The following is a 26,999-nucleotide window of genomic DNA, read 5'->3' on the forward strand; positions in this document are numbered from 1 at the left end:
TCCGCATCGCGGAGGAGTCCATGTCCGCCAGTCCACTCTCGAATCCCGCGATTGGACATGAGTCCATTGCCGGGACCGTCGATCCGGTCTGGTCGCGCCTGCGCGGCGAGGCCGAAGCTGTCGTTCGCGAGGAGCCGCAACTCGCCTCGTTCATCGTCGCGACCATCCTCAACCAATCGACGCTCGAAGCGGCGGTATCGCACCGCGTCGCCGCGCGCCTTGGCCATCCATCGCTGCCAGCGGAACTTGTGGCTCATGGCTTTCACGAGGCCATCGCCGCTGACCCGCGCATTGGCGACAGCTTCCGCGCCGATATCGGGGCGGTGCTGGATCGCGACCCCGCAGCGGCCCGGGCCATCGAACCTGTGCTGTATTTCAAGGGCTTCCACGCCATCCAGGCACATCGGTTGGCGCATTGGTATTGGACCAGCGGTCGCCGCGACCTCGCGCTCTACCTCCAAAGCCGCTCGTCCGAGGTCTTCCAGACCGACATCCATCCGGCCGCCCGCATCGGGCGCGGCATCTTCCTCGACCACGCCACCGGCGTCGTCATCGGCTCCACCGCCGTGATCGAGGACGACGTCTCGATCCTGCATGCCGTGACCCTTGGCGGCACCGGAAAGCAGGGCAGCGACCGGCACCCGAAGATCCGCCGTGGCGTCATGATCGGTGCCGGCGCCAAGATCCTCGGCAATATCGAAGTGGGCGAGTATGCCCGCGTCGCCGCCGGCTCCGTGGTCCTGCGCCCGGTTCCGGCCCATACCACCGTGGTGGGTGTGCCTGCCCGCGTGGTCGGCACCGCCGGCTGCGCAGAACCGGCCCGCGCCATGGACCAGTTCGTCAATATCGACCAGTTCATCCACATGGCCGAGGGCATCTGAACCCGTTCGCCCGCGCTTGCCCGGCGCGAAGCGGCATGGCAAGCGGTGCCCATCCCGAGGCACCGGGCCGCTCGAACCGGCCCCGCCTCCACCGACCACCGATAAAGCAAGAGGCGAAAGCGTGAACAAGACCGACATCACGAAGGTCCAGGATTATATGCGCCGGACGTTCGCCAACACGAATATCCGCCTCGTGGCCCGACCCAAGAAGGACGATTCGGCCGAAGTCTATATCGGCGAGGAATTCCTTGGGGTGGTCTCCGTGGACGACGAGGACGGCGATCGCTCGTTCAATTTCGCCATGGCGATTCTCGACATCGATCTCGAAGACTGAGGTCGCCGGAAGCAGCGAGGCTTCGCATTTCGATCGCGGGCTCACCGGAGCCGTGGTCCGCATGACGCCCCGATCCACGTAGTTCTCCCTGTGCGTCGGTTAATCCTGACGCCGGGAAATCCTTAACAACCCGTAAACGCTCTGGCAGAGTGTGTGCTCAATCCGCTGTCAACGGTCGAGTGCGCCATGGATATGAGCCCTTCCGCTATCGAATCGATCCACACGCTGTGCGTAGGCTTGGCCTTGTCGGGCCTGCTCGCCAGCGCTTTCGAACTGGTCTCTGACCGACGCGCGAGCTTCAGCCTGCTGGAACGCGGCGGTGTCGGGGCGGTGGCCGCCCTGCCGATCCTGGCTTTCGGCGCCCCCTTCATCATTCTGCGCAACACCGTCCGCGGCCGCCGGATCGAGCGCCGGCCGATCCCCTTCGTCATGATCGCGACGATCATCGCCTGCGGCTGGAGCCTGCTCTCTGGCCGCGTCGCCCTCGACCTCGCCCGTATGATCGCCGGCTGAGCGGAACGCGGCGCGCCAAGCGTCACGATCGGAAGGCGCCTAACTCCGAACCAGGCTCCGCTTCGCTTCACCCGCATGGGAAAAGGGGGTGAGAGCGAGCCGATGCCCCCCCTCAACGATTGGCGGTGGCCACCGGCGAGGCGACGCCGTTGAGTGAAACCCAGGCCATGCTGTCCTGGCCCTCGCGTTTGACATAGGTGTAGCCGGTGCGCGGCGCGGACAGGATGGCGGCGGTCTTGTTGTCGAGGATGAGGTCGCCCTTGTCGGTGCGGACCATCAGCACGGCATGCCCTTCGCCAATATCGTCGATGACCACGGTCATCCGCAGGGCGCGACGGGGGAGGCCGCGCTCCACCAGCATCCGGCGCTTGAGAAGCTGGAAATCCTCGCAATCGCCGAAACCGTCATCGGGAAAGTCCCACCGGTCGACGACACCCCAATGGGCCATGTCGGTGATCGGATGGATACGCCCGTTGACGCGGCGGTTCACGCTGGTGAGCGTGCGCCAGATCGCAGGGTTGAGGGTGATTGAGGCCGGCTGCGACGTATCGACGATGCATTCGGCGGGATACTTGGCGCAGAACCCGTTCCAGGCCGCTACCGGCCGGGCGCCGCCATTCTCGCTCACGGCCGGCGCATCGGGAAGGGCTGTGACCGGGCGTGCTTGCGTCGCGGCCCCGCCGAGGAGCAAGATGGAGCCGACCAGGGATACCTTGGCCATGCGGCCGACCCGTTGCCACAGCTCGCTTCCGGAGAAGCTTCCGCCGTCGACGCCTCGCAGAATCGCGTGCCGCATTCCGGTCGCCCTGCCATTCGTTGCCGAAGGCAAGAAACTGGCATGCCCGGGGCCGGGGCTCAATCCAAAAGTTAAACCCGAATTAACTTCCCACGCGACCATGGGTTCCATGGCAGAGAACTGATGTTTTCGGGCAACCCGAGAGAAACCGGTTCAACGGTTCGCGGTGGTCACCGGAGACGTAACGCCGCCCAGTGACACCCAGGCCACGGAGTCCTGGCTCTCGCGTTTGATGAAGACGTATCCCGTCCGGTACCAGGGCAGGATCTCGCTGGTCTTGTTGTCGAGGATGAGTTCACCACGGTCGGTGAGGAGCGTCAGCACGGCATGACCCTCGCCCTTCTCGTCGATGACCACGGTCATCCGCATGGCCCGGCGGGACAGGCCGGCATCGGTGAGACGCTTGCGCTTCAATAGCTGGAAATCCTCGCAATCGCCCATCCCGTCCTCCGCGAGGTCCCAGCGGTCGGCTTCGCCCCAATGGTCCATGTCGGTGACGGCGCGCAGGCCCGTGTTCACCCGGCGATTCACCGAGACGATCAAGCTCCAGGTCGCGGGAGTGAGGGCGATACGCGGTGGCTCATTTGCGTCGACGGCGCATTCGGCCGGATAACGCTGGCAGAACGAGACCCAGCCGACGATCGGGCGGGCGGTACCGAGGACGTCGGCGGATTGGGAGGGCGAGGGCAGGGCCGCCAGCGTCTGAGCCTGCGAGGCCCCGGCGCCGAACAATGCGAGGGCCGCGAGCATCCCGACCAAAAGTGATTTCGTCCGTGACATCGCGACCACCTCGTCCAACGAGGACCACGATGCCGCCACGCTTCCTGTGCTGCGCTGAAACGGATAGGCGCAATTTTATCGATCTGGCCTCGGAGCGGGGCCGCCGGCGGACAGAGCCAACCGGCGCCTGAATCGAAGACTCGCATTTGCGCGACCGAGATCAGGAAACCGTAATCATGAGGGCGCGGGATGGGAGACGGGACGAGTGCTGACAAATCGTGAGACCCCCGTCCGAAGCGGAGATCACGCCATCCAGCCGTACCGTGGGACAGTCCTGGAGGAACGATCGCTCGCGCTGATCGACGCCTCGACCGAGAGCGGATCGACTTTCGAATCGGAGATGCGAGCCGACAGACGTGGGGATTCCGTCGCCGCGCCCCTCCGTCACGTCGCCCTCCCACCCGGCTCGGGGTGGGAGGCCGCTCTCAGAGTGTCAGGCCCTCATGGAACAGGTCCGGCGAGATCGGCAGCATGAAGCCGACGCCGATGCCGCCCTCGAAGTAGCGCACCACGCGCCCCGGCGTCCGCCCGACCATGACGCTTGTTCCGATCGATGGCTGTGCCTGGGTCGAGAGGGCGACGCCGGACAGAGAGACGTCGATGATGCGGGCGGCGACCTCGCGCCCGCCCTCAAGCTTCACCGTCACTCCCGTTTCCTGCGGGGTGAGACGTTCATGGTTGCGCCCTTCGGGCAAGCCGAGGGCCTCGCGGTTGGAGATCCAGGTGAGCTGGGACGCGATCTTGTCGCGCTTGCGCTGAGTCGCGTTCAAGCGAACTGCCATGCCGCCGCTAGGGAACCGGGCGATGGTCCCCTCGATGCGCCCGATGCTCTCGAGATACAGCACGACGCGCTCATCGAGTTCTCCCGGAACCGCGCAGGTCAGGCGCACGCCGCCCGGTGACATGTCCACGGTCTGGCAGGGGAATTCGCGGCGGTCGGCCAGCATGTAGCGACCGAGGAGGGCGACTTTGACCCGTTGATGGCGACGCAGATCCGACGGCCGTAGCAAGCGCAACGGCTTCGCTTCAGTCTGTGCGAGTGCCTCGATCATCGCGGAATCCGCACTCGGGTTAGATCGTCGTCGGCACAATCGTATAGGTCGGCTGGTTACGAAACTCTTTGCCGGGAACAAACAAGTCCGGTTCTTCCTCCAATAGATGGCCGATCAGGACCGTCCGCCGGGATGCACCATGAGGTGACCGCGACGCACCGGCAGGCTGTCATTGGCAGGTTCCGGCAGGTTCCTGAGATTGGCTGCGGCGTCGTTCCTGGCGAGATCGATGACGTCGTAGGTCGGATCGAGGACGCGCAGAGACACGGATTCGAGCCGTTCCACGGGGCGAAGCCCTAGCCATTGTGGAACGACTTTCGGGCTGAGCGCTCCGAGCAGGCGGACCTGGGTCTGCCCACGGTGGCGCAGGGGAAGGAGCAGGAGTTCGAGGTCGATCTGTTCGTCCCGCTGTGTCTTCCCTTGCAGACCCGCGACGATCCCCACCGTATCGACCGCCACCGTCTCCACGAGGCGCCAGGGATCAGCCTGCCCCGCACCCCAGATGTCGGCGAAGGCGCTGCCACGCAGTTCGCGCCCGAACAACGCGCAGACGCGGGTTCCCGCCAGCCGGACCGTCGCGTCGGAACGCGCCATGTCCAGTTCCAGAATGAGGCTCTCGGACAGGAGGTTTCGGATCTCGCCGGGCTCGATCTCGCTCCGCTCCGGCGCGGCCCGTGTTCCACGAAGCCGGTCCCAGTAATGATAGAGCATACGGCTGGTCGGATGCTTCATGGCGTCCCGTCGTGGCACGGTCCCGGGGGACCTGTTCGAAATCGGCCCGATCCGTGGAGCGCTGGACACAGCGTGCGGTTCGGTTAACAAGCCTGCCGCACACCTTATGCCGGTCTAACGCGGCACGCCCGCTTAAGCTTTGATTAGGGTTAACGCTGTTGAGCGTCGACACGGCTGGCGCTGGGGCGTGCCGCCATCCGAGACGCTGAGGAGACGATGCCGGTCACCGCTCGATCGTTCAGGCGACGTCCTTGGGATGAGGCGGCCCTTCGCCGGAATTGCTTGCCGCTCGCCTGAATTTGCATGGCTCGGGGGCTTGCGGCGGCGGCATCCGCCCCGACATGGTGGCGCCATGGATGCCACGCCCGACCTTCCGCGCCAGAGTCGCGTCCCCGTCTTCAACATGCCGAGCGCGGTCACGGCATCGATCGCCCTGCTGCTTGGCCTTCACGCCTTGCGCGAATTCGTCCTGCCTGACGAATGGGACATCACGCTCCTCCTCAACTTGGCCCTGATCCCCGGCCGCTGGCTCGTCTCGGTGGCCCCAGACCGCGCCGCGGAGATCCTGTCGGCTGCCTCGGCGGCCGTGGCCGATCCGGAGACGGGGCAAGCCCGCGCGGCCTTCGCCCAGTATGTCGTGGCGAACCCTTCCGCGAGTCTGTGGACCTTCGGCACCTATGCCCTGCTGCACGGCTCGTGGACGCATGTCATCTTCAACGTGGTCTGGCTTGCCGCTTTCGGCTCCCCCGTGGCGCGGCGATGCGGTCCCTGGCGCTACGGTCTGCTCGGACTCATCGGCGCGGTGTGCGGCGGCATCCTGCACGTGGCGATCGATCCGCTCAGCACCGCCCCGCTGATCGGCGCCTCGGCCGGGGTCTCGGCTCTGATGGCCGCCGCCGCGCGCTTCGTGTTCCAGCCGCCGCCATCCTTCCTCGCCGGCCAGCCCTGGCAGCGCGTGGCGCATCCGCCACTTCAGACTATCCCCGAATTGCTGAGGAACCGCACGGCGGTAATGTTCCTGGGCATCTGGCTCGTCACCAACTTCGTGTTCGGGATCATTTCGCTGCCGTTGGGAGCCGAGTCCTCGACGGTGGCATGGGACGCTCACCTGGGCGGATTCCTGGCAGGATTTTTCCTTTTCCCGATCCTTGACCGCTCATGGAGCACGAAAGCGTAATTTTTCCGCATGTTTTGGCATCGGATGCGGGGGCTCGTGGGTTGTCACGTCAGACCTTGCGTCACACAATTCCGTGATGCGCCGGAATCGACCCGGCCCGCGACAAGCATCATACGGGAGACCACGTCCATGACCGTCGCACGCATTCTAGCTGAGAAGGGCGGCTCCGTCGTCACGGTGGAGCCGCACCGGACCCTCGACGAAGCCATTCACCTCCTTGCGGAGAAGCGGATCGGCGCCATCGTCGTGAGCAACGACGCGGGTGCCGTCCTCGGCATCCTGTCGGAGCGCGACATCATTCGTGCCCTGTCGCGCCAGGGAGCAGGGGCCTTCGATGCCCCGATTTCCGAGCACATGACGACGGCGGTGACCACCTGCGGCCGCTCCAGCACCGTCGAGGACGTGATGCAGTTGATGACCGCCGGGCGCTTCCGCCACGTGCCGGTGGTCGAAGACGGGCGCCTCGCCGGCCTCGTCTCCATCGGAGACGTTGTCAAGCGCCGGATCGCCGCCGTGGAGGCGGAGCATCAGGCCATGCGCGACTACATCACCATGGCCTGAGAACGACTGCTCGACCCGGAAGCCCCATTCGAAGACGGCATCCGGAGGTCGGCACCGACGCGCCTGCTCACACCCGCTCCGCCGCCAGGGCGACCAGTTCCCGGATCCGGGGCAGCGCCGCCTTGGCCGACTCCCTCCCGAGGCGGATTGCCTCCTCGGCGCGATGGAACTCGAACAGGCCCATCTCCGCAAGCCGTGGAGACACCATCAGGTCCGGTGGGTCACGCTCCAGCCTCGCTCGTGAGATGCGGTCCTGCGTGATGTTGAACGCATCGAACATCACCCGCCCCATGCCGGGGGAGCCGGGCTCCCGAAGCGAAGCGGGACGTGGCCCCGCAGCGCGTCGACCAGTGCCACGCATGCGGCGCAGGAGGTTCCACCCCCGGCGCGACGTGCCGAGGGGCATGGCCGGCGAAGCGATTCCGTCACTTTCCGGGCCGATCACCAGACCGGGCTCCGTGCGCGGATCGCCGTTGAGGTTCACGCAGATCACCAGTTCGGCCCCGAGCCCGCGCGCCAGCTTGACCGGAACCGGATTCACCAGCGTTCCGTCCATCATCAGGCGCCCGTCGAGGCGCACGGGGGGAAACAGGCCGGGGAGGGCGTAGGAGGCCCGGATCGCCTCCACGAGGGAGCCGCGGGTCAGCCAGACCTCGTCGCCCGAGCCGAGATCCGTCGCGACGCTGGCAAAGCGGATCGGCAGGTTCTCCACCCGCCGCGTGCCGAGATCGCCTTCGAGGCGGCGCTTCAACCGCTCACCGGCGATGAGGCCAGACCCCAGGCGCAGGTCGAGGAGCCCCATGACCCGCCGCCGCGTCAGCGACAGGGCGAAATCCTTGAGCAGATCGAGCTTGCCGGCGGCGTAGCAGCCGCCGACGACGGCACCGATGGAGCAGCCCGCCACCATGTCGGGGTGGATGCCGGCCTCTTCCAGCACCTCGATGACGCCGATATGCGCCCAACCCCGCGCGGACCCGCCGCCCAGAGCGAGGCCGATTCGCGGTCGCGGCGGCGGCTGTTCGGCCACGGGCTCGACATTGCCCCGTGGAAAGACCGGCTTCTGCGACAGGGTGGACAGCATGCCCTGGCGGTAGAGGGCGACCCCGCGAAAGGACAGCCCATCCCAGGTCACGGCCCGGCGGGTCCGAGCAGGGCCTCGCCGGATACCGGATCGAGGGAGACGGCGCGGTAGAAGCAGGAGCGCCGCCCGGTATGGCAACATCCGCCATCGCCCCCGACCTCCACCGAGATCAAGAGCGCGTCCTGGTCGCAATCCACCCGCATCTCGACGACGCGCTGGACCTGCCCGCTCGTGGCGCCCTTGTGCCAGAGCTCGCTCCGCGAGCGCGACCAGTACCAAGCCTCGCCGGTCTCGAGGGTGAGCCGGAGGGATTCGGCATTCATGTGGGCGAGCATCAGCACCCGGCCGTCATGGGCATCGACGGCGATGCAGGCGACGAGACCATTCGCGTCGAAGCGCGGGGTCAGCGTTGCGCCTTCCTCCACATCCTTGCGCGAACCGGGCGGGGAGAACCCACCGGGTGCGGCGGAAGCTTGGCTCACCGTCATCGCGTGGAATGCCCGCGTCAGTTCTTGTTGTTGCGGACGAGGGTCAGGAACCGGACCTGCTCGTTGGCATCGTCCTTGAACACGCCGCGGAACTGCGTGGTCAGGGTGGAGACACCGGCCTTCTGCACGCCGCGCATGGCCATACAGAGATGCTCGGCCTCCACCATCACGGCGATGCCACGCGGCTTCAGGATGCTCTCGATCACGTCGGCGATCTGGGCCGTCATGGTCTCCTGCGTCTGCAGGCGGCGGGCGAAGGTGTCCACCACGCGGGCGAGCTTCGACAGGCCGACCACGCCCTTGGTGGGGTAGTAGGCGATGTGAGCCAGACCCATGAACGGCACCATGTGGTGCTCGCAATGGGAATAGAACGGGATGTCGCGCACGAGGACGATATCGGAATAGCCCTCGACCTCCTCGAACACGCGCTCGAGCAGGGCGTCGGCATCCTGCTCGTAGCCGCCGAAGAGCTGGCCATAGGCCTTCGCCACACGGGCGGGCGTGTCCTTGAGGCCTTCGCGATTCGGGTCGTCACCGGCCCAGCGCAGCAGGGTGCGCACAGCGGCCTCGGCCTCCTCCCGGCTCGGACGGCCGGTGGCCACAGCATCGGGCACGCGCTTGGCGGAAGACGGCAGAGGAGCGACCTCTACGGGGTCCTCCACGGGACGAGAATTGTCGTTGCGCATCCCGTTCAGTGGTGCGGGCACGGCCTTGGCAGTCGGGTCCATTCCCTGATGATCCGTCTCGGTCAGCCGGTAGGACAGGGATTTGAGCGCGGCATCCATGGCATCTCCCGCACGGGCGACACGTGCGTTCATCGTCGAACTATCTGGTTTTGCGTACATCGTCGAACCATCTCGGTCGCGTTTTCAGCCGCGTTGCCGCAGGCCGGCGCCCGAACGATGAGAATTTCCTTGGCCGTGGGCGCGACCCTGGTCGACGAACCGCCTCCTCGCGAAACGGTACGCTGGCGCCTATATCGTCGTTATCGCGCCGCCGCGCAATGCGGGGAATGCGGATCATACCATCGTGATCGGAAGCCGGCTCGCTGCCGGCGCCCCGACGGGACCTCCCATATGCTCGACGATATCTACAACCGCCGCATTCTCGAACTCGCCGCCGACATCCCGCGTCTTGGCCGGCTCGACGCGCCGGATGCCAGCGCCACCGCACATTCCAAGCTCTGCGGCTCCACCGTCACCGTCGATCTCTCGGTGAAGGACGGCACGGTGACGGACTTCGCCCATGAGGTGAAGGCCTGCGCCCTGGGTCAGGCCTCTTCCTCTTTGATGGCCCGACACGTGGTCGGCGCCAAAGCGGACGAGCTTCGGGAGGTGCGCGACACGGTGCGTCGCATGCTCAAGGAGAACGGGCCGGCACCGCAGGGCGAGTGGGCCGACCTCGCCGTGCTGGAGCCGGTGCGGGACTTCAAGGCGCGCCACGCCTCGACCCTCCTCACCTTCGACGCCGTGGTGAATGCCCTCGATCAGGTCGCCGCCAAGGCCCAGGCCGCCGAATAGAGCCATGGTCCGCCGCGCGGCCCATTGGGCGATCCGGGGCTACCAGCTCTCCCTGTCGGGCCTGATCGGCCGGCAATGCCGACACTGGCCATCCTGTTCGGACTACACCGACGAGGCCATCCGCCGGCACGGCATGTGGCCGGGCGGCTGGATCGGGTTTTCGCGCATCTGCCGCTGCGGCCCGTTCGGCACCCACGGAATCGACCTCGTGCCGGACGTCCTGCCGCCACGCTCGGCCTGGTACGCCCCCTGGACCTATGGGCGCTGGCGAGGGGTGAACGCCCCGCCTTCGCCGTTTGCGTGCGAGGCGGTGGAGGACGAGCGCGGGGGAGGGTAGCATTGACCCGCCACCAGCGATGCAACGGAATAGGCGCCGCATGTCGACCCATATCGCGGATGTCACCTGGGCCCTGAAGCCCGGGGAGGATTTCGCCGCCGGGCGCTACGGCCGGGGGCACACAGTGACGTTCGATGGCGGCGTGACGCTCGCCGGCACCGCATCCGAGCACGTGGTCGGGAAATGGGCTGCTCGCGAGGCCGTCGACCCGGAGGAGATGCTGGTCGCGGCGCTGTCGAGCTGCCACATGCTGACCGTCCTCCACCTCGCGCGCCTCGCGGGTTTTCGCGTCGCCGCCTATCGGGACCATGCCGAAGGCGTGCTGGAGGAGACGCGGCCCGGACGGCGCGCGGTGACGCGGGTCACGCTCCGTCCGGACATCGACTGGGCCGGCGCCGCTCCGGATGCCGAACACCTCGCAGCGCTCCACGAGGCCGCGCATGAGGAGTGCTTCATCGCGAACTCGGTCAGGACGGAGGTCGTCGTGGCCGTCCCCCTCAGCCCCCGCTGACCCACCGCATCACGACCAGCGTCCCCGTCACCGTGAGCGCGCCGCCGATGCGGGTGGCGATCTGGGCGAAGGGCATCAGAGCCATGCGGTTGGCGGCGGTGAGGATCGCCACGTCCCCGGTCCCGCCCTGGCCGCTATGGCAGGCGTTCACGATGGCGGTCTCGATCGGATACATCCCGAGGCGGCGGCCGACGAAGAAGCCCGTCGCCATGAGGGTCACCACCGTCGAGACGATGGTGATGAGGTTCACCAGGGTGAAGGCCGCCACCAGCTTGTCCCAGGGCGTCATCGACACGCCGATGGCGAAGAGCAGCGGATAGGTCATGCTGATCTGCACGAACTTGTAGGCGATGAATCCGCCGGCCTGGAGGCGCGGGGAGACCGCGCTGGCGAGCTTGGCAAGAACCGCCAGGAACAGCATCGCCACGGGGGCGGGGAGTCCGGTGAGGTGGTGCATCATCACGCCGAGGAGGTAGAGCGTTACGGCAGTGAGCGCGGCCGCTCCCACCGTCGCCGCATCCACCGGCGCGTCTTCGACCTTGGCGGCGGTGACGTCGTTGTCCCGGTCCGGTTGCAGGCGGCCCTCGCCGGTGAGATGCGGCATCCGCTTGCCCACGGCGTTGAGGGTGCCGGCCAGCACGATCGCCGTCAGGCTGCCGAGCATGACGGGGGGCAGCACCTGAGCGAACACGTCGCCCTGGCCCTGACCGAGGATGGCCGCGTAGCCGATGGAGAGGGGGATCGCCCCCTCGCCGACTCCGCCGGCCATGATCGGGACGACGATGAAGAAGAAGGTGTTGTAGGCGCCGAGGCCGAGCAGGGTGCCGACCAGCGTGCCCACGCAGGCCGCCGCCACGGAGCCGGCCGCCAGGGGCACGAAAATCTTCAGGAAGCCCTTGATCAGCACCTCCCGGTCCATGCCGAGGATGCTGCCGACGATGATCGTGGCGATATACAGGTAGAGGAAGTTGGTGAATTTGGTGAAATCCGTGATCGCCTTCACGAGCGGCACCGGGATCAGCATGTAATAGACCAAGGCCGACGGGATGAAGGTCGCGAAGATCGCGCCCGCCCCGATCTGCCGCAGGACCGGCAGGCGCTTGCCGATCTCGGCGCAGGTGAATCCGCCGAGCGCCAGCACCGCGATCATCGTCGGCGCATCGGGCTTGATCTCGCCCTCCGACGTCAGGACCGCCAGCAGGATCGCGAGGATGAGATAGACCGGCAGGGGAATGATGCCGATCTTGACATCGACGAGGCGCCACCAGCCCTGCGGCCAGAACCTGCGGGCGGGCGTCTCCGCCGCCGGTCCGGATGCGGCAGCCGAGGCGGAAGCTGGGTTCGCCATCGATACTCTCCCATCGGCCGGTCACCTTTCGGGCCGGCCTCCTTGATCGGACCTTCTCGGCGAACCGGGACGAGCTTCCACCCGCCGCCGGCCCCTCCCGGTTCCGTGATGCGGCCATGGGCGGATGGGGTCGACGGCTTGTCAATCGCAGGTCGTATCAACCCGGTCGGATCGTCTCGGAAGGCCGTTCACGTCCCCGAGAGCCGAGCAAATGGCCGGCTGAGGCACCGCGCGGATTTCTTCCTCCTGCGAAACGGTCTAAACCGCGCCCGTCGCGCCGAGCGCGCGCCGTCCGAACATGAGCCGCTTACCTGCCTCGTTCGCAGGAGTGAGCGCGAGGAGACCCGATCTGATGCCCATCCTGACATTTCCCGACGGCAATACCCGCAGCTACGACGCCGCGGTGACCGGCCGTACCGTGGTCGAGGGCATCGCCAAGAGTTTGGCCAAGCGCACCGTCGCCATGGCGCTGGACGGGCGGGTCCGCGACCTCGACGACCTGATCGAGGCGGATATGCGCATCGAGTTCCTCGATCGCGCCGACCCGCGCAGCCTGGAATTGATCCGGCACGATTGCGCCCACGTCCTGGCGGAGGCCGTGCAATCCCTGTGGCCGGAGACCCAGGTCACCATCGGCCCGGTGATCGAGAACGGGTTCTACTACGATTTCGCCCGCGACCAGCCGTTCACCCCTGAGGACTTCCCCATGATCGAGGCGAAGATGCGCGAGCTCATCGCCCGCGACGCCCCCTTCACCAAGGAGGTGTGGAAGCGCGACGACGTGCGGGCCCTGTTCGAGGCCAAGAGCGAACAATACAAGGTCGAGCTCGTCGACGCGATTCCGCCCGGCGAGGACCTGAACATCTACCGCCAGGGCGAGTGGTTCGACCTGTGCCGCGGCCCGCACATGACCTCCACGGGCAAGGTCGGCACCGCCTTCAAGCTGATGAAGGTGGCGGGCGCCTATTGGCGCGGCGATTCCAACAACCCGATGCTGACCCGCATCTACGGCACCGCCTGGGCCACGAAGGAAGACCTCGACGCCTATCTCCACCGGCTGGAGGAGGCCGAGCGCCGCGACCATCGCCGCCTCGGCCGCGAGATGGACCTGTTCCACTTCCAGGAGGAGGGGCCGGGCGTGGTGTTCTGGCACGCCAAGGGCTGGACCATCTTCCAGGAGCTCATCGCCTACATGCGCCGCCGCCTAAAGGGCGACTACGCCGAGGTGAACGCGCCGCAGATCCTCGACAAGTCCCTCTGGGAGACCTCCGGCCACTGGGACTGGTACCGCGAGAACATGTTCGCCGCGCAGTCCGCCGGCGACGAGGCCGAGGACAAGCGCTGGTTCGCGTTGAAGCCGATGAACTGCCCCGGGCACGTGATGATCTTCAAGCACGGCCTGAAATCCTACCGCGACCTGCCCCTGCGCATGGCCGAGTTCGGCATCGTCCATCGCTACGAGGCATCGGGCGCCATGCACGGGCTGATGCGCGTGCGCGGCTTCACGCAGGACGACGCCCACGTCTTCTGCACCGAGGATCAGCTCGCCGACGAGTGCCTCAAGATCAACGATCTGATCCTCTCGACCTACGACGATTTCGGCTTCGGCGACATCGTTGTGAAGCTCTCCACCCGGCCCGAAAAGCGGGTCGGTTCGGATGCCCTCTGGGACCATGCCGAGGAGGTGATGACCCGCGTCCTGGCGCAGATCGAGGAGCAGTCGGCCGGGCGGATCAAGACCGAGATCAATCCGGGCGAGGGCGCCTTCTACGGGCCGAAATTCGAATACGTGCTCCGCGACGCCATCGGCCGCGATTGGCAATGCGGCACGACCCAGGTCGATTTCAATCTGCCGGAGCGCTTCGGGGCGTTCTACGTCGATGGCGACAGCCAGAAGAAGGCGCCGGTGATGGTCCACCGAGCGATCTGCGGCTCACTGGAGCGCTTCACCGGCATCCTGATCGAGCATTTCGCCGGCCATTTCCCGCTCTGGCTGGCACCGGTTCAGGTGGTGGTGGCGACGATCACCCAGGACGCCGATCCCTATGCCCGCGAAGTGGTGGCCGCCCTCGACCGTGCAGGACTGCGAGTCGAGTCGGATCTGCGCAACGAGAAGATCAACTACAAGGTCCGCGAGCATTCGCTGGCCAAGGTGCCGGTGATGCTCGTCGTCGGCCGCAAGGAAGGCGAGGAGCGCACCGTCTCGATCCGCCGTCTCGGCAGCCAGCAGACCCGCACCGCCGCCCTTGACATCGCCCTGGCGGATCTCGTCGCGGAGGCGACCTCACCGGATCTGCGCCGCAAGCAGGCGGTGGAAGAGAGCGTGCCGAGCGCCGACGTGGCGCTCGACGGCCAGCACGGGGAAAGCCCGACGCCTTGAGGCAGTCTCGGTGAGCACTGCCTCTCCCCGCATGTGTACGGCATTCACACATCTCGTGGGATGCGCGGGCTCCCTCTCCTGAAAGGAGAGGGAGCCCGTCGCGCCTCATGTCGAACCCGCCTGGATCGAGTGAACAGCGTTCGAGCAGATCTATGAATCCGGTAGCCCCGCATGCGGGGAGAGGCGTTGGCGCGGCCTTACGGCACCTCGTTGCCGGCGTAGTTGATGGAACCGTCGGCGCCCTTCTTCCACACGTACATGACGTAGTCGGGCCGGGTGATGTCGCCCTTCTTGTCATAGGAAATGTCGCCGATAACCGTGTCGAACGGCTTGCCCTGATGCAGGTAGGTGGCGAGCTTCTGCCCGTCGCTGGACTTCGTCGCCTCCATCGCCTGTTTCAGGATCTGAACGGCGGCGTAGGAATAGAGGGTGTAGCCCTCGGGATCGAAGTTCATGGCCTTGAAGGCGTCGATGGTCGTCTTGGCCTTCGGGTTCTTGCGAGCGTCGGGCGAGAAGGTCATGAGGGTGCCGTCGGAGCCGGGACCGGCCACCTGCGAGAACTCGCGGTCGGCGATGCCGTCGCCGCCCATGAGCGGAGCGGCGAGGCCCTGGTCGCGCATCTGGCGGATCAGCAGGCCGGCCTCGGTGTAGAGGCCGCCGAAATAGACGACATCGACGCCCGCCTGCTTCAGCTTCGAGACGAGAGACGAGAAGTCCTTCTCGCCGGGATTGATGCCCTCGAACATCACGTTGGTGCCGCCCTTGGCCTTGAGCGCCTTCAGGGTCTCGTCGGCGAGGCCGCGTCCGTAGGGGGTCTTGTCGTGGACGAAGGCGATCTTCTTGCCCTTGAACTTGTCGGCGAGGTAGTTCCCGGCCACGGCGCCCTGCTGGTCGTCGCGTCCACAGGTGCGGAATGTGTTCCAGTTGCCGCGCTCGGTATACTTGATCGCCGTCGAGCCGGGGCTGATCTCGATGATGCCGGCTTCCTGCAGCACGTCGGAGACCGGGATCGAGACGCCGGAATTGAACGCGCCCACCACGGCCTTCACGCCCTCGGAGGCGAACTTGTTGGCCACCGACACGCCCTGCTTGGGATCGGACGCGTCGTCGCCCACCGTCATGACGAGCTTTTCGCCGTTGACGCCGCCGGCCTTGTTGATGTCGGCGATCGCCTGGGTCGCGCCGGTCTTGATCTGCGCGCCGAAGGCCGCGTTGGGGCCGGTGACGGGGACGACCACCCCGATCTTGATCTCGGCCTGCGCCGCGCCCGCCAGCATCAGGGCGCCCAGCGCCACGCTCATCGCCATCAGTTTTTTCATGGTCATTTCCCTTGGATCGGCGCTGCGGCCCGAAGCCCTGACCGCATGCGCAGGATTGCACGAAGATGTGTCGGGCTCACGTCCCTGACCGTTCTCGCCATGTCAGCGGGCCGGTCCGTTCGTAGAGCCAGCGGTACTGCGTGGTCATCTGCCGAGCGCGGGTAATGCGGTAGCCAAGCGCGCCGATGGCGAGGATCACCACCGCGTCGAGGGCGTAGCCGGCCGGCGAGAGCAGCGTGCCCGAGAACAGGGCGTAGTGGAGGAAGCGGGACACCGCCGCGATGGCGAGCCCCGCCAGCACGCAATGCCAGAATGGACGCCACCCCCTGGCGAAGCCGCTGCCCGCCATCCAGGCGGCGCCCCCGCCCATCGCCACCGTGACGAGGAGGAAGATGCCGAGATTGGGCGTGTCGAGGGACAGGGTCTCGGTCAATGCTGGCCTCCTTCGAGATAGGCCGCCTTCACCTGCGGGTCGTCGAGGAGTTCGCGGCCCGTGCCGCTCATGGTCACAGCACCCGTCACCATGACGTAGCCCCGATGCGCCAGCTTGAGGGCGTGATAGGCGTTCTGCTCGACGATGAAGACGGTGAGCCCCTCGCGCTCGTTGAGATCCTTCACGGCGGAGAAGATCTGCTTGACGATGAGGGGCGCGAGGCCGAGCGACGGCTCGTCGAGCATGAGCAGGCGCGGGCGGCTCATCAGGGCACGGGCAATGGCGAGCATCTGCTGCTCGCCCCCCGACATGGTGCCACCGCGCTGGTCGAGCCGCTCCTTCAGGCGCGGGAACAGGACGCACATGCGCTCCAGGTCCTCTGCGAAATGCCGCCCGCCATGCACGGCCGCGCCCATCTGCAGGTTCTCGCGCACGGTCATGCGGGAGAAGATGCGCCGGCCTTCCGGCGACTGGGCGATGTTGAGCCGCGCGATCTCGTGGGTCGCCATGCGGGTGATGTCGCGGCCCGCATAGGTGATGCCGCCGGTGCGGGCCTGCGGCTGGCCAAAGATCGTCATCATCAGGGTCGACTTGCCGGCCCCGTTGGCGCCGATCAGGGCGACGATCTCGCCCTCGTTCACGTGCAGATCGACGCCTTTCAAAGCCTGGATGCTGCCGTAATAAGCAGAGACGCCACGCACATCGAGGAGAGGCGCCTGCAGAGCGCGGGTCTCCTCCACGAGGACGTTGATGCCGGCGACACTCAAGCTTGCGTTCCCGTCAGGCCGACCTCGGCCTCCACCGCCGCCACCTCCTCGTCGTCGACGCCCAGATAGGCGGCGATGACACGCGTGTCGGTGCGGATGTCGTCGGGCGTGCCGTCGGCGATCTTGATGCCGTAATCGAGCACGACGATCCGGTCGGAGATCTGCATCACCACCGACATGTCGTGCTCGATGAGAAGGACGGAAGTATCGTACTCGTCCCGGATCAGGCGCAGCAGGGTGTTCAGCTCCGAGGATTCACGCGGGTTGAGGCCAGCGGCGGGCTCGTCGAGGCAGAGCAGCACCGGATCGGTGCACATGGCCCTGGCGATTTCCAAGCGACGCTGATCGCCATACGGCAGGTCGCCGGCGGCATCGTCGGCCCGCGCCGTGAGGCCGATCCGATCGAGCCAGGCGGCGGCCTTATCGATCCCGGCCTTCTCGGCGCTGCGATAGGCCGGCAGGCCGAGGATGCCGAGAATGCTGAAGCCGGATGCCCGCATCAGCGGCTTGTGCATGGCCACCAGCAGGTTCTCCAGCACGGTCATGCGTGGGAACAGACGGATGTTCTGGAAGGTGCGGGCAACGCGGGCGAGGCGGTTGACGTCGTGGCCGGGCAGGCGCTCCAGCATGTAAGTCTCGCCGCCCTTCTGCACCAAGCGGATCATGCCCTCCGTCGGCTTGTAGAAGCCGGTGATGCAGTTGAAGACCGTGGTCTTGCCGGCACCGTTGGGGCCGATCAGGGCGGTGATGTCACCACGCCCGACCTTGAACGAGAGATCGTTGACGGCGGTCAGTCCGCCGAAGCGCATGGTCAGGTGGTCGACGATCAGCACCGGGTCCGCCGGGCCGCCGGGCATCGCGGCGAGGGGCTCGTCCTTCACGGTGGCGAGCCGGGTGGGGCCTGCGGCGAGGGTCATCGGCCGCGCTCCGCGATGGTGACCGAGGGCGTTCGCTCGGAGATGAGGCCGCGGGGGCGGAACACCATCATCGCCACCATGGCGAGACCGAACAGCAGCAGGCGGTATTCGTTGGGGTCGAAGCCTTCCCCGAACACCGCCTTGAGGAAGCCGAGATTGCGCAGGAGTTCGGGGCCGCCGACCATGACGATGGCGGCGATGGCAACCCCGATCTGGCTGCCCATGCCTCCGAGCACGACGATGGCGAGGATGATTGCGCTCTCGAGGAAGTTGAAGCTCTCCGGCGACACGAAGGCCTGCCGTACGGCGAAGAACGAGCCGGCGAACCCAGCGAACATCGCCCCCAGCGCGAAGGCGGTGAGCTTGGTGATGGTGGTGTCGATGCCCAGCGACCGGCAGGCGATCTCGTCCTCGCGCAGGGCCTCCCAGGCCCGCCCGAGCGGCAGGCGGCGCATGCGCAGGGTCACGAGGTTGGTGACCAGCGCCAGCACGAGGATCAGGTAATAGAGGAAGACCAGGCGGTGCATCGGGTTGAAGGCGAGCCCGAACGTCGCGGCGAACCCGCTTTCGCCGGCGGTGAAGGGCAGGCCGAAGAAGCTGACTCGGGGAATCGACGAGATGCCCGCCGAGCCGCCCGAAAAGTCGGTCCAGTTGATGAGGACGAGACGGATGATCTCGCCGAAGGCCAGCGTCACGATGGCCAGATAATCGCCGCGCAGCCGCAGAACGGGAAAGCCCAGCAGCACGCCGAAGGCGGCGGCGAACAGGCCGGCCATGGGCAGACAGACCCAGAAGGACAGGCCGAACACCGTGGAGAGCAAGGCGTAGGAATAGGCCCCCACGGCGTAGAAGGCGACGTAGCCGAGATCGAGAAGGCCTGCGAGGCCGACCACGATATTGAGGCCCCAGCCGAGCATGACGTAGGTCAGGATCAGGATGCCAAGATCGATCCAGTAGCGGCCTTCCCCCAGGGACCCGGCGCCGAGGGCGGCGAGGAGGGGCAGCGTGAGGGCGATTCCGAGGGTGATCGGCGCGAGGATGGCACCGAGCCTGCTCGCTCCTTCCACCACTGCTATGGGAGCGCGGGCAGCGCGCCGTCTGTCACGGCCGCCGAGATAAAGCTGCTGCAGGAAGCGTAGGACAAAGATGGCCGCACAGAGGGCGAAGACGGTGCCCCAGCGGCTGGTGATGACGAGGCCGATGCCCTGGCCGAGGTCGGTGCGGTAGCTGACGATGGGCACGCAGAGGCCGAGCGTCACCAGGGCGAACAGCCCCGCATCCTTGATCAGGCCGGGCAGGGGAGAGGCCTCGGCGCGGGCGGTCGCGGCGATGGGGGTGGTCGAACCGGATGCCACGTCAGACCTTCTCCACTTCGGGCCGGCCGAGAATGCCCGAAGGCTTGAAGATGAGCACGACGATGAGGATCAGGAAAGCGGCCACGTCCTTGTACTCGATGGAGAAATAGGCAGACCAGAAGGTCTCGATCAGGCCGATGATGATGCCGCCGATCACCGCGCCGGGAAGCGAGCCGATGCCGCCGAGCACGGCCGCCGTGAAGGCCTTCACACCTGGCACGAACCCGTCCGAGAATGAGACCACGCCGTAGTAGAGCAGGTAGAGCGTGCCCGCGACGGCGGCCAGCGCGGCGCCAAGGACGAAAGTCAGGGAGATTGTGCGGTCGACGTTGATGCCAAGCAGGGCCGCCATGCGCCGGTCCTGCTCCACGGCGCGCTGGGCGCGGCCGAAGGGCGTCTTCTGCACGAGGTACCAGAAGCCCGCGAGCAGCACGGCCGTGGTGACCATGATGATCGCCTGCTTGTAGGACAGGGTCACCGTGTATTGCTCGTTCTGGTAGAGCACGATGACGTCGCGCACGAGGGGCGGCACCGGCTTGTTGCGGGCGCCCTGCACCACCTGGACGAAGTTCGACAGGAAGATCGACACGCCGATCGCTGAAATCAGCGGCGCGAGGCGGAACGAGCCGCGCAAGGGCCGATAGGCCACCCGCTCGATCGCCCAGCCCCACAGGGCGGTCAGCACCATGGCGACCACCAGCACGATCAGGAAGACCAGGGCCACCGAGGACAGGCCAAGCCAAGTCGTGAGGATGAGGAAGGCGATGAGGGCGATGAAGGCCGAGACCATGAACACGTCGCCGTGGGCAAAATTCACCATGCCGATGATGCCGAACACCATGGTGTAGCCGATGGCGATCAGGCCGTAGATCGACCCGAGGGTCAGGCCGTTGATGAACTGCTGGGCGAAGAATTCCATCGATGGGCTTTCGCGAATGGCATGCCAGATGGCCGCCCGGGGCTGTCCCGAGCCTGCCCACCGCCAGGATCGAGCGTGTTCCGGCGCGGGCGAGTGTCTGCAAGAACGCTTCGGGGTCAATGCGGAAATCGCCACGGTCCGTAGGGATTGTCAGGCCTCGTCACGAAGCCGCCCCCGGAACACGGCGGCGAGAGGAGACGAATACGCTCCCCGAGCACGCCGGCGTGGAACATCTGGCCATCGACCCTACGGTTTCCCGTAGTACGCAGCTTCCCCCGGCACTGCCAGACAGGATCCGAAGACGGAGAGGCTGGCATGATCCACATCGTTACCCCCGCAAACGAGACCATGTATCGCGACGAGATGGAACAGGTTTGGCGCCTGCGCCACGACATCTTCGTAACTGAGAAAGGCTGGACGGATCTCGCCAAGCCGGATCGTCGCGAGATCGACCAATTCGATACGCCGCATGCCATCCATTTTCTGGCGATCGAGGATAGCAGGGTCATCGGCTATAGCCGGCTTCTCCCCACGACACGCCCACACCTGCTATCGGACATCATGCCTCAACTGTGCGAAGGCGAACTCCCGCGCGGCAGCGATTGCTGGGAATGGACGCGGCAGGCGGTGGCGCGCTCGCACCGCGCGCGGGGCAAGGCCGTCAACCCGGTCTCCCTCGCACTCCTCACCGGCATCGTCGAATGGGGGATGCACCACGGTGTGAACCGGCTCGTGCTGCAGATGCCGACCCTCTACCTGCTGCATGTGGTGCAGTTGCACTTCCGCGCCCGACCGCTCGGCCTGCCCCACGCGATCAGCGGCGAGGACATTATCGCGGCGACCGCGGAATTCGACGAGCGCACCCTGGCGCGGCTGCGCAACGTCAGCGGCAATCCGGACTCGGTGCTCGCGCCGTCCTCCTACGCTTACCTCGCCGCCTGAGCGTAGGCCGCTTGCCGGACCATCCAGGACGTTTCGAAGACGGGCTCTTCGACAAGAGAACAACAAGGGCTGACATCATGTACGCATCGGTAATCGAGAGAGACGAAAGTCTCGACTCGTTGGCAGAACATTGCATCGCGGCACGAGACATCATCGAGGCATCGGGCACATCGGTGATGCGTCAATTGATCGACCTTCTACTGTTCGAGATCGGCGTGGCCATGGCAAAGGCAACGGAGACCGAGCGGCAGGCGATACGCAGCAACTGACGCGGCGGCGGGTGCGATCCCCACTCGAGTCCGCGCCGTCTCGGTCCTGCCTGCTCGAACCTGCCCCCTCGAACGAGGCGGGGGACGCATCGCCTTCAAAGCCTGCGCGACGCGTCGGCATGCGGCCAGGGACCGAAACTCGGGCCGCGATCGTCATCGGATTCACCTCGTTGGACCGGGCGCAGACTGGCTCTCTCAACGAAGCATCGCTCGCCGCTTCGCGTGCCGAGCCGCCCACGCCGCCACACCATCGGCGGCGACGGGCACGGCCCGTGCATCGACACGGGTACGTGCGCACGGGCAGGCCGCTCTCGTGGCGGAGCGATGAACGACCGCATCCCTGCCAGCGAGGGCGAGGACGCCATCGTCGGGGAGCAAGGGCAGGGGGCATGACAGGGATGAACCAGTATCCGTCCGCGCGTGTTGAGACTTGGTAGATCGCTCCCGATCGCACGGAAGAACCCACATGCCGACATTGGCCCGGACCCTCGCGCTCATCCTCGCCGTCTCCGCGGCGCCGGCACTCGCGCAGGACGGGCAGGCGGGCAAGCCCGCCTTCAGCACGCAGGCTCCGCTGGGCAGCTTCAAGGTTTCCAGAATCATCGGCCTGCGCGTGGTCGGCCAGGATCACGTCAAGGTCGGCACGATCGAGGACGTGATGGTGGACGGCAGCGGTCGCATTCAGGCCGTGGTGATCGATGTCGGCGGCTTCCTCGGGGTTGGAGGCAAGAAGGTCGCGGTGTCCTTCGATCAATTGGTGTGGAACACCCACGCGAAGGCGGGGCATGCCCCGGACCCCTCCATTGTCAAGCCGAAGGACGCCCCATCCGAGGCCCGGGCGGCCGAGGTGACGCCGGAGACCATGCCCGGCGCAAAGGCCGGCAACGCCGTCCTCAATGCGGAGACCACCGGCGACACCAATGAGGCCACCGGCTCGGCGGGCGCCGCCACGACGACCGATGCTACGAAGGACCGGGCGACCGTCCAGATCGGAGAACCCGTCGAGGCAGAGATCCGCCGGACGAAGGCGGAGTTGGAGGCAGCACCAGCCTTCACTTACCCGACGCAGACGGTACCGTGACTCATGGTTCGGAAATGGTCTCGATGATGTGGACCGTCCGTGGAGGCATGCACTCGATGCTCCACGGAAGCCTCCGGTGCATCGCGCCGGGCTCATGCGGATTCAGCGATCTGGACCATCCGCGTAAAGCGCGACGCGCATCACCGGCTCAGGGCCAGGATGCAGGCAAGACAGCAATGTTCCGTAAGATCTCGTTTGACGATCCCGGTGGCCCCTCAGCCTTCTTCGAGATCAGACGCTTTGGGGTACATCAACTCAAAAGAGTTGGTGCGGCCAAGAGGACTCGAACCTCCACCCCTTGCAGGACTAGCACCTCAAGCTAGCGCGTCTACCAATTCCGCCATGGCCGCATCGGTACCACCCGTTCCGCCGCGCTCTCCGCCGGAAGGCGGTGCGGGACGTTTCGTGTGGCGCGGCGCAGCGGATAACAGATCGAATCTGCCACGACAAGCGCCGTCATGCGACTCAGATGAGATCCACCGGCCCGTCAAGGATCTGAACCGCCCCGTCGCCGATGGTGACGCCGGGGGTGCGCACGACTTCCGCCTTGCGGATCAGCTCGGTGATCTCCACCGAAATCCGGTTTCCGGTCACCACGATCTGCCCGCGTGCGATTGGGTGGTCGTTGGCGAGAATCTCGACCATATCCGTTTCCGTGGATTCGAGCTCGATCACGGCGCCGCGTCCCATGCGCAGCAGCATGTGGAGCGGCATGTGACTGCGCCCGAGCACCACTGAGAGATTGACCTTGAGGTCTTCGAGAACTGCCACGCGCCACGAACTCCATCGGCCCGCTCCGGGCCACGATCGGCGGAGTGTTCCTGAGATATGGTGAAGCCTTGGTAAACGACGTCTCCCGCAGCGCCCGGCTTTCCGCCTCCACGGCCGATTTCCGACCGCGATCCGGCCTGAGGCCGGTCCTGTGGCGGATCAGCGACACCCTCGTCCCCTACGACGAGGCGGTAGCGGCGATGGAAGCGCATGCCGGGCGGATCGCGAGCGGGGAGGCGCCTGAAATGGTCTGGCTGCTCGAACACCCGCCGCTCTACACCGCAGGAACCTCGGCGAAAGAAACAGACCTCGTCGAACCCGACCGTTTCCCGGTCCACGTCACGGGGCGAGGCGGTCAGTATACGTATCACGGACCAGGGCAGAGGGTGGCCTATGTGATGCTCGACCTCAACCGGCGCAGACCGGACCTGCGTGCCTACGTGTCCGCCCTGGAAGCCTGGATCATCACCACCCTCGGCGCCTTCAATGTACGCGGCGAACGACGCGAGGACCGCGTCGGCGTCTGGGTGCGCCGGCCCGAGAAAGGGGAGGGGGTGGAGGACAAGATCGCGGCGATCGGCATCCGCGTGCGGCGCTGGGTGAGTTTCCACGGCATCAGCCTCAACGTGGAACCCGACCTCTCCCATTTCTCCGGCATCGTGCCCTGCGGCATCTCTAGACATGGGGTGACGAGTCTCGTCGATCTCGGCCAGATCGTCACCCTGCCGGAAGTGGACATGGCGCTGCGTGCCGCGTTCGAAGCGATCTTCGGTGAGACGCAAGACGGATGAGAATGGGTGCAAGACGCTCACAGTGCCCGTAACTGTATCGACAACGATAGCGCCATACTGCTTCGCCCCCGGCTTGATTCAACGACCATCCATCGGCAAAGCAGAATTATAAATCATTCTATTAAATCTGTACTGACAGTCTTGACATGGATTTCCCAGGGATAGCTGAAGCAACTAACAGCAATCATTCTCAATCAAGCATCGATCCGCATTAAATTCTCACCCGGCAATTGACAGGCTCGTGGTCACCTTTGTAGCTCAAGGCCGAGCGCGTTCCGCGCCGATCAGCGTACCGTCTCGCACAGTAGCGCACGCCTTCAGAAACGACTCGTATGCCGAAAACCCTGAAGGCGACGGAGTTTCGCGAGGCCCTCCACCTCATGTGCCTGAGCTTCAACGGCAGCGGGATCGAACTCGACCAGATCGGGCCGATCAAGGAGACCGACATCGCCTACCCGTGTGACGGGGGACCCGGCCATCGCCACCGATCTCGGCGTCGCGGTGGGCGATCCCTTTCAGGCGATCGTGACCGCACGATTGTACTATAGGCGCCCGCCCATGACGATCCGCACCGTTCTGTTTCGCCTGCATTGGCTGCTCGGCCTCACGGCCGGGCTGGTCCTCGCCCTCGTCGGTGTAACCGGCGCGATGCTGAGCTATGAGGAAGCAGTGACGGAATGGGTGAACGGCGACCGCGCCTCCGTCGTCGCGAGCGCTGCGCCCCGCCTCTCGCCCGCCGCCCTCAAGGCAAGGGTCGAGGCGCAGCGGCCGGGCCTCATGGTGAGTTCCCTGACCCTCTGGGGCGAGCCGGAGCGAAGCCCGCGCATCCGGTTCGCCAACGACGCCAAGCTGGGCGTGCGACCGCCGACACTCTATCTCGACCCCGTCGATGGCCGGGAACTCGGCGAGATGCGGCTGGAGAGCGCCTTCGTCACCATCCGCAAACTACATCGCTGGCTGCTCCTGCCGGGTGACGGCAAGGGCTGGGGCCGTAGCATAACCGGCATCTGTACCATCGCCCTGCTCGTATTCCTGGGCACGGGGCTCTACTTGCGCTGGCCCAGGATCCATTCTTGGAGAATCTGGCTGAAGCCCTCCCTCAAGCGGCCCGGTCGGCCGCGCTGGTGGTCGCTGCACAGCATTGTCGGGACCTGGCTCATTCCGGTCTACGCCGCCATCGCCCTGACCGGGCTATGGTGGTCCTACGACGCCTATAGAAACGCCGCGACTTGGCTGCTCACCGGCGAGACCCGAGTCGCGCGGGCGCCGCGCAGCCCGAGCGCGCCCCCGCAGGTATCCGCCTCGGCCCTGGATACGGCCTGGGCGACCTTCAGCGCCGGGGAGGGGGCGGGCGCCCATATGGTTCTCATCGCACTTCCTGGGCCGGAACTGGCGACGATCCGCATCCGCTTCCTCGCCAACCCCTCGGATCTGCCGAAGGCGCGGGACGAAACGACGTTCGATCCCGTCACCGGGGCCCGCCTCTCGCAGACCCGGTTTTCCGACAAGCCCATCGGCCGACAGATGGCCGAGAACATGCTAGAGGTGCATCGCGGACGCTTTTTCGGCGGTATAGTCGCTTTCCTGTTCTTCGTCGCGGCCCTGGTAGTGCCGCTCTTCGCGGTTACCGGCCTCGTCCTCTACGTCCTACGACGCGGCGCCCGGCGGCGCAGATCAATGGCCGCAGTACCTGCCGGCGCAACAACGAGTCGGGCCTGAGCGAACGGCTAGTCCCAACGCAGTGGCCTGCCGCCAGTTTCGTGGACATCGAGATCGGGTGCTTCAGAAAGCCAGAGGTGGCCTGTGCAGGGAGAACGATCTGAGCGTGAGTTCAAGATCGAGGCGGTCCGACTGGCTCGTGAGCGTGGGGTGAGCACCGCGCAGGCGGCGCGGGATCTCGACGTTCACGAGACGGTGTCGAGCCGCTGGGTCGAGCAGGCTGCTGCTGATCCGCAGCACGCCTTTCCCGGCCAAGGGCAGATGAAGCCCGAGCAAGTCGAGATCGATCGGCTGCGCAAGGAGGTCGCCCGTCTGAAGGCGGAGCGTGACATCCTAAAAAAGGCCGCCGCATATTTTGCGAGGGATGCGATATGAAGTTCGCTTTCATCGCAAAACATCGCGCCCCGTCTGGCCGGTGGTATGGATGTGCTCGGCGTTGGGTGTCTCGCGCTCCGGTTTCCACGCGTGGCTCAGCCTGCGCACCCGCGAGGAGTGAGTCGATCCTGGCCCAGGTGCGCACGAGCTTCGTGGATAGCGGCCGCACCTACGGTGCGCGGCGTGTCTGGCACGACGTGCTGGCCGAGGGCGTAGCGTGCGGCCTGCTCCGGATCGAGCGGATCATGCGCGAGAACGCCCTGCGCGCACGACCACGCCGACGTGGGCTGCCAAAGGACGACGGTGAGCGGGCCGTCGCCTCGCCCAATCTTCTGGAACTGTGCTTCGCGGCGGAGGCTCCAAACCGGAAATGGATCGCGGACTTCACCTATATCGGGACCGCCGAGGGCTGGCTCTACGTGGCAGCCGTCATCCACCTGTTCTCACGCCGTGTCATTGGCTGGTCGATGCAAGCGAGCATGACCACTCAGCTTGTTGCGGACGCCCTGATCATGGCCATCTGGCGCAGAGGAAAGCCGGATGCTTTGCTGCATCACTCGGATCAGGGTTCGCAATACACGCGTGAAGCCTTCCAGCGACTGATGACAGAGAACGGCGTGACTTGTTCGATGAGCCGATCGGGCAACGTGTGGGATACCGCGGCGATGGAGAGCTTCTTCTCGTCGTTGAAGACCGAGCGCACGGCACGACGGACCTACCGCACGCGAGACGAGACGCGGTCGGACGTATTCGACGACATCGAGCGCTTCTACAACACGGCACGACGGCATTCGACCCTGGGCTACGTCAGCCCGGTCGACTTCGAAAACCAAGCCCAGTTAGCTTAGGA

Annotated in this window: 31 protein-coding genes and 1 tRNA gene; 16 read left to right on the forward strand and 16 right to left on the reverse strand. The window is 66.1% G+C overall.

The features are described from left to right. The first annotated feature begins 20 nt into the window (after positions 1-20). The 3 genes from cysE to K368_RS0115390 all read left to right on the forward strand — a co-directional run bounded on the left by cysE (position 21) and on the right by K368_RS0115390 (position 1,728). A complete protein-coding gene (cysE, locus tag K368_RS0115380; protein WP_027173106.1) occupies positions 21-881 on the forward strand; it encodes a serine O-acetyltransferase in 861 nt (286 codons plus the stop codon). A gap of 121 nt (positions 882-1,002) precedes the next feature. Further along, a complete protein-coding gene (locus K368_RS0115385; protein WP_027173107.1) occupies positions 1,003-1,215 on the forward strand; it encodes a DUF3126 family protein in 213 nt (70 codons plus the stop codon). Positions 1,216-1,401: 186 nt separating this feature from the next. Next, positions 1,402-1,728 carry a hypothetical protein gene (locus tag K368_RS0115390; RefSeq protein ID WP_027173108.1) on the forward strand — a complete coding sequence of 109 codons (327 nt, stop codon included), beginning with the start codon at positions 1,402-1,404 and terminating at the stop codon, positions 1,726-1,728. Between the two features lie 112 nt (positions 1,729-1,840). Here the strand turns inward: K368_RS0115390 and K368_RS0115395 are convergent, their stop codons facing one another. From K368_RS0115395 to K368_RS0115410, 4 genes are all read right to left on the reverse strand, one after another. Then, positions 1,841-2,524: a transglutaminase-like cysteine peptidase gene (locus K368_RS0115395; RefSeq protein WP_027173109.1), complete on the reverse strand. Its 684-nt coding sequence runs from the start codon at positions 2,522-2,524 to the stop codon at positions 1,841-1,843. Positions 2,525-2,677: 153 nt separating this feature from the next. Beyond that, positions 2,678-3,304 (reverse strand): transglutaminase-like cysteine peptidase, encoded by a 627-nt coding sequence (locus tag K368_RS0115400; RefSeq protein WP_027173110.1) that lies wholly within the window; start codon positions 3,302-3,304, stop codon positions 2,678-2,680. Positions 3,305-3,729: 425 nt separating this feature from the next. Beyond that, positions 3,730-4,356 carry a PilZ domain-containing protein gene (locus K368_RS0115405; protein WP_051439885.1) on the reverse strand — a complete coding sequence of 209 codons (627 nt, stop codon included), beginning with the start codon at positions 4,354-4,356 and terminating at the stop codon, positions 3,730-3,732. 114 nt (positions 4,357-4,470) lie between these two features. Next, a complete protein-coding gene (locus K368_RS0115410) occupies positions 4,471-5,088 on the reverse strand; it encodes a PAS domain-containing protein (protein WP_027173112.1) in 618 nt (205 codons plus the stop codon). 352 nt (positions 5,089-5,440) lie between these two features. On the opposite strand from K368_RS0115410, the gene K368_RS0115415 reads away from it, so the two are divergent. Together K368_RS0115415 and K368_RS0115420 are read left to right on the forward strand one after the other, a co-directional pair. Further along, positions 5,441-6,265 (forward strand): rhomboid family intramembrane serine protease, encoded by an 825-nt coding sequence (locus tag K368_RS0115415; protein ID WP_027173113.1) that lies wholly within the window; start codon positions 5,441-5,443, stop codon positions 6,263-6,265. Positions 6,266-6,394: 129 nt separating this feature from the next. Beyond that, entirely contained in the window at positions 6,395-6,826 is a 432-nt protein-coding gene (locus K368_RS0115420) for a CBS domain-containing protein (RefSeq protein WP_027173114.1), read from the forward strand. 67 nt (positions 6,827-6,893) lie between these two features. Here K368_RS0115420 and K368_RS0115425 read toward each other — a convergent pair whose 3' ends face one another. The 3 genes from K368_RS0115425 to folE are packed head-to-tail and all read right to left on the reverse strand — an operon-like array spanning position 6,894 to position 9,240. Beyond that, positions 6,894-7,958 (reverse strand): patatin-like phospholipase family protein, encoded by a 1,065-nt coding sequence (locus K368_RS0115425; RefSeq protein WP_155935163.1) that lies wholly within the window; start codon positions 7,956-7,958, stop codon positions 6,894-6,896. Beyond that, positions 7,955-8,395, reverse strand: coding sequence for a phosphoribosyl-AMP cyclohydrolase (hisI, locus tag K368_RS0115430; RefSeq protein ID WP_051439886.1), 441 nt, complete (start codon positions 8,393-8,395; stop codon positions 7,955-7,957). Before hisI ends, K368_RS0115425 begins: the two co-directional genes overlap by 4 nt. 17 nt (positions 8,396-8,412) lie before the next feature. After that, positions 8,413-9,240 (reverse strand): GTP cyclohydrolase I FolE, encoded by an 828-nt coding sequence (gene folE / locus K368_RS0115435; protein WP_027173117.1) that lies wholly within the window; start codon positions 9,238-9,240, stop codon positions 8,413-8,415. 231 nt (positions 9,241-9,471) lie between these two features. On the opposite strand from folE, the gene K368_RS0115440 reads away from it, so the two are divergent. The 3 genes from K368_RS0115440 to K368_RS0115450 are packed head-to-tail and all read left to right on the forward strand — an operon-like array spanning position 9,472 to position 10,763. Further along, on the forward strand, positions 9,472-9,915 hold the full coding sequence (locus K368_RS0115440) for an iron-sulfur cluster assembly scaffold protein (protein WP_027173118.1): 444 nt from the start codon (positions 9,472-9,474) through the stop codon (positions 9,913-9,915). Between the two features lie 4 nt (positions 9,916-9,919). Continuing rightward, positions 9,920-10,252 carry a membrane protein insertion efficiency factor YidD gene (yidD, locus tag K368_RS0115445; RefSeq protein ID WP_027173119.1) on the forward strand — a complete coding sequence of 111 codons (333 nt, stop codon included), beginning with the start codon at positions 9,920-9,922 and terminating at the stop codon, positions 10,250-10,252. Between the two features lie 40 nt (positions 10,253-10,292). Continuing rightward, positions 10,293-10,763, forward strand: a complete 471-nt coding sequence (locus K368_RS0115450; RefSeq protein ID WP_027173120.1) for an OsmC family protein — start codon at positions 10,293-10,295, stop codon at positions 10,761-10,763. Here the strand turns inward: K368_RS0115450 and K368_RS0115455 are convergent. Continuing rightward, positions 10,750-12,111: a 2-hydroxycarboxylate transporter family protein gene (locus tag K368_RS0115455; protein ID WP_027173121.1), complete on the reverse strand. Its 1,362-nt coding sequence runs from the start codon at positions 12,109-12,111 to the stop codon at positions 10,750-10,752. The two genes, K368_RS0115450 and K368_RS0115455, sit on opposite strands and share 14 nt — an antisense overlap. 352 nt (positions 12,112-12,463) lie before the next feature. Between K368_RS0115455 and thrS the strand changes: the two genes are divergently transcribed. Further along, the gene (thrS, locus tag K368_RS0115460; RefSeq protein WP_027173122.1) at positions 12,464-14,491 is read left to right on the forward strand and encodes a threonine--tRNA ligase; all 2,028 of its coding nucleotides are present in this window, start codon (positions 12,464-12,466) and stop codon (positions 14,489-14,491) included. Between the two features lie 197 nt (positions 14,492-14,688). Here the strand turns inward: thrS and K368_RS0115465 are convergent, their stop codons facing one another. From K368_RS0115465 to K368_RS0115490, 6 genes are all read right to left on the reverse strand, one after another. Next, complete coding sequence (locus K368_RS0115465) at positions 14,689-15,810, reverse strand: branched-chain amino acid ABC transporter substrate-binding protein (protein WP_027173123.1); 1,122 nt, start codon at positions 15,808-15,810, stop codon at positions 14,689-14,691. A gap of 76 nt (positions 15,811-15,886) precedes the next feature. Next, on the reverse strand, positions 15,887-16,243 hold the full coding sequence (locus K368_RS0115470; protein WP_027173124.1) for a DUF6867 family protein: 357 nt from the start codon (positions 16,241-16,243) through the stop codon (positions 15,887-15,889). Further along, positions 16,240-17,010 carry an ABC transporter ATP-binding protein gene (locus K368_RS0115475; protein ID WP_051439887.1) on the reverse strand — a complete coding sequence of 257 codons (771 nt, stop codon included), beginning with the start codon at positions 17,008-17,010 and terminating at the stop codon, positions 16,240-16,242. The genes K368_RS0115470 and K368_RS0115475 overlap by 4 nt, the downstream gene beginning before the upstream one ends. Beyond that, a complete protein-coding gene (locus K368_RS0115480; RefSeq protein ID WP_027173126.1) occupies positions 17,007-17,867 on the reverse strand; it encodes an ABC transporter ATP-binding protein in 861 nt (286 codons plus the stop codon). The genes K368_RS0115475 and K368_RS0115480 overlap by 4 nt, the downstream gene beginning before the upstream one ends. Positions 17,868-17,923: 56 nt before the next feature. Next, positions 17,924-19,258, reverse strand: a complete 1,335-nt coding sequence (gene livM, locus K368_RS0115485) for a high-affinity branched-chain amino acid ABC transporter permease LivM (protein WP_027173127.1) — start codon at positions 19,256-19,258, stop codon at positions 17,924-17,926. Between the two features lie 25 nt (positions 19,259-19,283). Further along, on the reverse strand, positions 19,284-20,201 hold the full coding sequence (locus tag K368_RS0115490; RefSeq protein WP_027173128.1) for a branched-chain amino acid ABC transporter permease: 918 nt from the start codon (positions 20,199-20,201) through the stop codon (positions 19,284-19,286). Positions 20,202-20,516: 315 nt separating this feature from the next. Between K368_RS0115490 and K368_RS0115495 the strand changes: the two genes are divergently transcribed. The 3 genes from K368_RS0115495 (at position 20,517) to K368_RS0115505 (ending at position 22,493) form a co-directional block, all read left to right on the forward strand. Next, the gene (locus K368_RS0115495) at positions 20,517-21,143 is read left to right on the forward strand and encodes a GNAT family N-acetyltransferase (RefSeq protein WP_027173129.1); all 627 of its coding nucleotides are present in this window, start codon (positions 20,517-20,519) and stop codon (positions 21,141-21,143) included. An 11-nt stretch (positions 21,144-21,154) separates the two neighbouring features. Continuing rightward, positions 21,155-21,412, forward strand: a complete 258-nt coding sequence (locus K368_RS0115500) for a hypothetical protein (RefSeq protein WP_245259585.1) — start codon at positions 21,155-21,157, stop codon at positions 21,410-21,412. Between the two features lie 466 nt (positions 21,413-21,878). After that, entirely contained in the window at positions 21,879-22,493 is a 615-nt protein-coding gene (locus K368_RS0115505) for a PRC-barrel domain-containing protein (RefSeq protein WP_027173131.1), read from the forward strand. Positions 22,494-22,758: 265 nt separating this feature from the next. Here the strand turns inward: K368_RS0115505 and K368_RS0115510 are convergent. Together K368_RS0115510 and K368_RS0115515 are read right to left on the reverse strand one after the other, a co-directional pair. Then, positions 22,759-22,843: transfer RNA gene (locus K368_RS0115510), tRNA-Leu, on the reverse strand. Between the two features lie 115 nt (positions 22,844-22,958). Beyond that, the gene (locus K368_RS0115515) at positions 22,959-23,264 is read right to left on the reverse strand and encodes a FliM/FliN family flagellar motor switch protein (protein WP_027173132.1); all 306 of its coding nucleotides are present in this window, start codon (positions 23,262-23,264) and stop codon (positions 22,959-22,961) included. A gap of 137 nt (positions 23,265-23,401) precedes the next feature. On the opposite strand from K368_RS0115515, the gene lipB reads away from it, so the two are divergent. The 4 genes from lipB (at position 23,402) to K368_RS24745 (ending at position 26,997) form a co-directional block, all read left to right on the forward strand. Beyond that, a complete protein-coding gene (lipB, locus tag K368_RS0115520) occupies positions 23,402-24,055 on the forward strand; it encodes a lipoyl(octanoyl) transferase LipB (protein ID WP_027173133.1) in 654 nt (217 codons plus the stop codon). A 558-nt stretch (positions 24,056-24,613) separates the two neighbouring features. Further along, positions 24,614-25,774 carry a PepSY-associated TM helix domain-containing protein gene (locus tag K368_RS0115525; RefSeq protein ID WP_027173134.1) on the forward strand — a complete coding sequence of 387 codons (1,161 nt, stop codon included), beginning with the start codon at positions 24,614-24,616 and terminating at the stop codon, positions 25,772-25,774. A gap of 150 nt (positions 25,775-25,924) precedes the next feature. Next, on the forward strand, positions 25,925-26,149 hold the full coding sequence (locus tag K368_RS27360; RefSeq protein ID WP_245259586.1) for a transposase: 225 nt from the start codon (positions 25,925-25,927) through the stop codon (positions 26,147-26,149). Continuing rightward, positions 26,146-26,997, forward strand: a complete 852-nt coding sequence (locus K368_RS24745) for an IS3 family transposase (RefSeq protein ID WP_245259587.1) — start codon at positions 26,146-26,148, stop codon at positions 26,995-26,997. Before K368_RS27360 ends, K368_RS24745 begins: the two co-directional genes overlap by 4 nt. Positions 26,998-26,999: the final 2 nt, after the last annotated feature.

The organism is Methylobacterium sp. 10 (assembly GCF_000519085.1).
Classification (GTDB): Bacteria; Pseudomonadota; Alphaproteobacteria; order Rhizobiales; family Beijerinckiaceae; genus Methylobacterium.

Bases quoted from the DNA above. Each gene is read 5' to 3' on its own strand.
- hisI (WP_051439886.1), bottom strand. From the start codon at position 8,395: ATGACGGTGAGCCAAGCTTCCGCCGCACCCGGTGGGTTCTCCCCGCCC.
- K368_RS0115410 (WP_027173112.1), bottom strand. From the start codon at position 5,088: ATGAAGCATCCGACCAGCCGTATGCTCTATCATTACTGGGACCGGCTT.
- K368_RS0115465 (WP_027173123.1), bottom strand. From the start codon at position 15,810: ATGAAAAAACTGATGGCGATGAGCGTGGCGCTGGGCGCCCTGATGCTG.
- cysE (WP_027173106.1), top strand. From the start codon at position 21: ATGTCCGCCAGTCCACTCTCGAATCCCGCGATTGGACATGAGTCCATT.
- K368_RS0115440 (WP_027173118.1), top strand. From the start codon at position 9,472: ATGCTCGACGATATCTACAACCGCCGCATTCTCGAACTCGCCGCCGAC.
- K368_RS0115525 (WP_027173134.1), top strand. From the start codon at position 24,614: ATGACGATCCGCACCGTTCTGTTTCGCCTGCATTGGCTGCTCGGCCTC.
- K368_RS0115505 (WP_027173131.1), top strand. From the start codon at position 21,879: ATGCCGACATTGGCCCGGACCCTCGCGCTCATCCTCGCCGTCTCCGCG.
- K368_RS0115450 (WP_027173120.1), top strand. From the start codon at position 10,293: ATGTCGACCCATATCGCGGATGTCACCTGGGCCCTGAAGCCCGGGGAG.
- K368_RS0115415 (WP_027173113.1), top strand. From the start codon at position 5,441: ATGGATGCCACGCCCGACCTTCCGCGCCAGAGTCGCGTCCCCGTCTTC.
- K368_RS24745 (WP_245259587.1), top strand. From the start codon at position 26,146: ATGAAGTTCGCTTTCATCGCAAAACATCGCGCCCCGTCTGGCCGGTGG.
- K368_RS0115490 (WP_027173128.1), bottom strand. From the start codon at position 20,201: ATGGAATTCTTCGCCCAGCAGTTCATCAACGGCCTGACCCTCGGGTCG.
- K368_RS0115395 (WP_027173109.1), bottom strand. From the start codon at position 2,524: ATGCGGCACGCGATTCTGCGAGGCGTCGACGGCGGAAGCTTCTCCGGA.
- K368_RS0115390 (WP_027173108.1), top strand. From the start codon at position 1,402: ATGGATATGAGCCCTTCCGCTATCGAATCGATCCACACGCTGTGCGTA.
- K368_RS0115420 (WP_027173114.1), top strand. From the start codon at position 6,395: ATGACCGTCGCACGCATTCTAGCTGAGAAGGGCGGCTCCGTCGTCACG.
- folE (WP_027173117.1), bottom strand. From the start codon at position 9,240: ATGTACGCAAAACCAGATAGTTCGACGATGAACGCACGTGTCGCCCGT.
- yidD (WP_027173119.1), top strand. From the start codon at position 9,920: ATGGTCCGCCGCGCGGCCCATTGGGCGATCCGGGGCTACCAGCTCTCC.
- K368_RS0115400 (WP_027173110.1), bottom strand. From the start codon at position 3,304: ATGTCACGGACGAAATCACTTTTGGTCGGGATGCTCGCGGCCCTCGCA.
- K368_RS0115495 (WP_027173129.1), top strand. From the start codon at position 20,517: ATGATCCACATCGTTACCCCCGCAAACGAGACCATGTATCGCGACGAG.
- K368_RS0115455 (WP_027173121.1), bottom strand. From the start codon at position 12,111: ATGGCGAACCCAGCTTCCGCCTCGGCTGCCGCATCCGGACCGGCGGCG.
- K368_RS0115405 (WP_051439885.1), bottom strand. From the start codon at position 4,356: ATGATCGAGGCACTCGCACAGACTGAAGCGAAGCCGTTGCGCTTGCTA.
- K368_RS0115480 (WP_027173126.1), bottom strand. From the start codon at position 17,867: ATGCCCGGCGGCCCGGCGGACCCGGTGCTGATCGTCGACCACCTGACC.
- thrS (WP_027173122.1), top strand. From the start codon at position 12,464: ATGCCCATCCTGACATTTCCCGACGGCAATACCCGCAGCTACGACGCC.